Here is a 2,918-nt window from a genome sequence, read left to right as displayed (position 1 = left end):
GGCGGTTAATTCAGGTTGGTTTGCATAGTAATAAACGTGTTATGCCAGCGTTATGTTTATTTCGTTACTCTGAGACCATGAAGCTCCAATTCAATGTCGTACTAAAAAATAGATAGATAATGAATTGCTGTATTTTTATTTGTTTTTACTATTGATTTTTTAACTTCAAATACCCATGTATATGGTATGGTTAACGTATTTGTTAATCTTGCTTATATTGAATATAAGTTATTTTGTTAGTGGAGCTAGTATGAAATTTCAAGGCGCTGTAATTAAAGAGCAAGGACAAACCTTTGCAATTGTTATCGTAAAAAAACATATTCTAGATTCTTCCTTTGAAAGTGAGAAAGCAATTAATTCATTTATGCATTACTTTCCTGGAATGCCTTTGACTTTAATGGCTCAAGATTCTAGAGGTACTGCTTCTTATCGAGGAAGAAAAGATATCGTAAATTTCTTGGCAAATATACATCCATCTCAAATTCCTTGGAAAGAGTATACTGTAAACTAAATGTAATATCTGTAGCAGTTGGCTTATTTCATTTAGCTAGCTGTTACTTACTATTTATTGTGTCTTGGTGAATCATCTATTTACGAGGTAAATAATGATTTGAATGCAAGACCATTTAATAAAAATGTAAATAATAAGAATGGTTAACCATAAACATAACAAATGCATCAACACGATTTGCTACATTCGGCATTCTAGGTTTCTTTTGGTTTACCGTATTAAGTGGTAAATTTAGGCTTAATCTGCATGGTAGCAAACGTGTTATGCAGGCGTTATATGGCAAAGCAGCTCACGTTAAGTGGGTATAATAATTAGAATAGGAATTTAATACTAATGTATGAAGTTTATTGCATCAGTGCTGGGCAGTTGGATGTTAAGAAAGATGCAAATGTTATAAATAAAAAGAATAATTACTTGAACTATGGCTTACTGTCTTTGACATCAATTATTAATGAGTTTGGTCTAACTCCAATTCAGTTACATGGGCATTTTTCTGCGCCAAGGGCTTTTGCTGAATATTGTGTGCAGTTAGGTATTGCTAAGACTAAGTTTCCTGTATTTATTTCTATACCTAGCTTTTATGCAATAAGTTGGGTTAACGATTTTACTAAGATACTTAAATATGAATTAAAAATAAAAGAAATTATAATTGGTGGACGCTGGGTAATAGATGGCGAAATTGCACAGTTAACTCAGTTATTGCCATATGCAGACAAAATAGTCGATGGCTTAGGTGAAAATCAGGTAGCTACACTTCTCAATATAAAAGCAGATAGAGTTTCGGGTTATGTACCTTTAAATTACAACCTGGTTGATAAAAGAGAATTTTATCAACCAGGTATAGAAGTTTCTCGTGGATGTGGAATGAAATGTGATTTTTGTCAAGAACGTGATGAGAAGCTACAACCATTAAAATCTGCATTAGCTCTTACATCTGAAGCAAGCCATATTTTATTGGAAGATGACTTAAATCCTATGTCGCCGTACTTTGAGGCATCAATATTTAAACCTTCATCACAGTGGCTAGAAGAGTTAACTGAGCAGAGAGAGTTACATTCACAAACCTATTCTTGGCGAGCAGAGTCGAGAGCTGATAATTTCACATCTAAGGATATCTCAGCCCTAGCTAAGGCTGGTATGAAAGTTTTAGATCTTGGTTTAGAAAGCGCGAGCCCGAAACAAATAAAAAATATGGGCAAAGCTAAAGATCCTGAAAAGTATCTAACGCGGGCTTCAAGGCTTCTAGAGGACGCTCATGAAGTAGGAATTGATGTAAAAGTTAATGTCTTACTTTATGCCGGTGAAACTAGTAAGACAATAGATGAAACATATAAATGGTTAGACCAACATAGAGATTACATTAAAGGTGTTTCTGTAGGCCCTGTATTAGCTTTTGGTTGGGATAATAGAAAATCAAACTTTATTAAAACCTTAGAATCGTGTGGGGCTAGTGTATGTCAAGATAGTTCGTTTACTGGAGTAACTGGTTTTAATTTAAGTGATTCCATTAATTATGAAAATTCATTACAAATTTCAAAGGAACTATCTAGAGATTTTATGACTGCAAATGATTATTTTTATCTGAAATCATTCTCATATTTCTCTCGTGACTATAAATATCAGGATTTTTTAGATGATATTCAAAGGGAAAAAGGTAGTTATTCATTTGATGTGAAGTAGCCATATAACAAATGCATCAACACGATTTACTACACTCGGCAATCTCAGTTTGCCGAGTGTTTCTCGTTTTAAGGCGTCAATATTAAGTATAATTACATAGTAGTAAACGTGTTATGCAGGCGTTATAACGCAGGGTGGATATGGATAGAATCATCACATTAATTGAGAAAGATGAATTGAGGGTTAAGGCTCTTGGTTGTGTTCGACAACTCAATATACCTCATTGCTATTTAGCCGCTGGTTTCGTCCGAAATTTGGTATGGGATCATTTACATCAAAAATCAGTATCAACGCCTTTGAATGACGTTGATGTTATTTATTTCGATGAAACTGAATCTAATCCTGAAAACTACAAACTAATCGAATTTCAGCTTTCTGCATTGATGCCAGAATTGAATTGGGAAGTGCGTAATCAAGCAATTATGCACAAACGAAATGGTGATAAACCGTATTTAAGTATCATCGACGCAATGAGTTATTGGCCAGAAAAAGAAACAGCGGTAGCCATACGAAAATTAGGCAATGGTAAATATGAATGTATTTCTGCTTTTGGCTTTGAATCGTTGTTTAATTTGCAGGTTACACATAATCCTAAGCGTTCTTTAGAAATCTTCAGTGACCGTGTAACGTCGAAAGGTTGGCTGGGTCATTGGTCTAAATTGAGAACTGCGTTATAACAAATGCATCAACACGATTTGCTACATTCGGCGTTGTCAGTTTGCCTTTA

3 protein-coding genes are annotated in these 2,918 nt (G+C 34.2%); all 3 read left to right on the top strand.

From position 1 onward, the window contains the following. Positions 1-250 precede the first annotated feature (250 nt). The 3 genes from Q1K78_RS17255 (at position 251) to Q1K78_RS17245 (ending at position 2,868) form a co-directional block, all read left to right on the top strand. Positions 251-511, top strand: coding sequence for a hypothetical protein (locus tag Q1K78_RS17255; protein WP_300181677.1), 261 nt, complete (start codon positions 251-253; stop codon positions 509-511). A gap of 333 nt (positions 512-844) precedes the next feature. Then, positions 845-2,191 carry a radical SAM protein gene (locus Q1K78_RS17250; RefSeq protein ID WP_300181675.1) on the top strand — a complete coding sequence of 449 codons (1,347 nt, stop codon included), beginning with the start codon at positions 845-847 and terminating at the stop codon, positions 2,189-2,191. 140 nt (positions 2,192-2,331) lie between these two features. After that, entirely contained in the window at positions 2,332-2,868 is a 537-nt protein-coding gene (locus tag Q1K78_RS17245) for a nucleotidyltransferase family protein (RefSeq protein ID WP_300181673.1), read from the top strand. Positions 2,869-2,918: the final 50 nt, after the last annotated feature.

Source organism: uncultured Aliivibrio sp. (genome assembly GCF_946479765.1).
Lineage (GTDB): Bacteria > Pseudomonadota > Gammaproteobacteria > Enterobacterales > Vibrionaceae > Aliivibrio.
Note: the sequence above shows the minus strand (reverse complement) of the source record. Positions and strands in the feature narration are given on the sequence as shown.

Bases quoted from the DNA above. Each gene is read 5' to 3' on its own strand.
- Q1K78_RS17255 (WP_300181677.1), top strand. From the start codon at position 251: ATGAAATTTCAAGGCGCTGTAATTAAAGAGCAAGGACAAACCTTTGCA.
- Q1K78_RS17250 (WP_300181675.1), top strand. From the start codon at position 845: ATGTATGAAGTTTATTGCATCAGTGCTGGGCAGTTGGATGTTAAGAAA.
- Q1K78_RS17245 (WP_300181673.1), top strand. From the start codon at position 2,332: ATGGATAGAATCATCACATTAATTGAGAAAGATGAATTGAGGGTTAAG.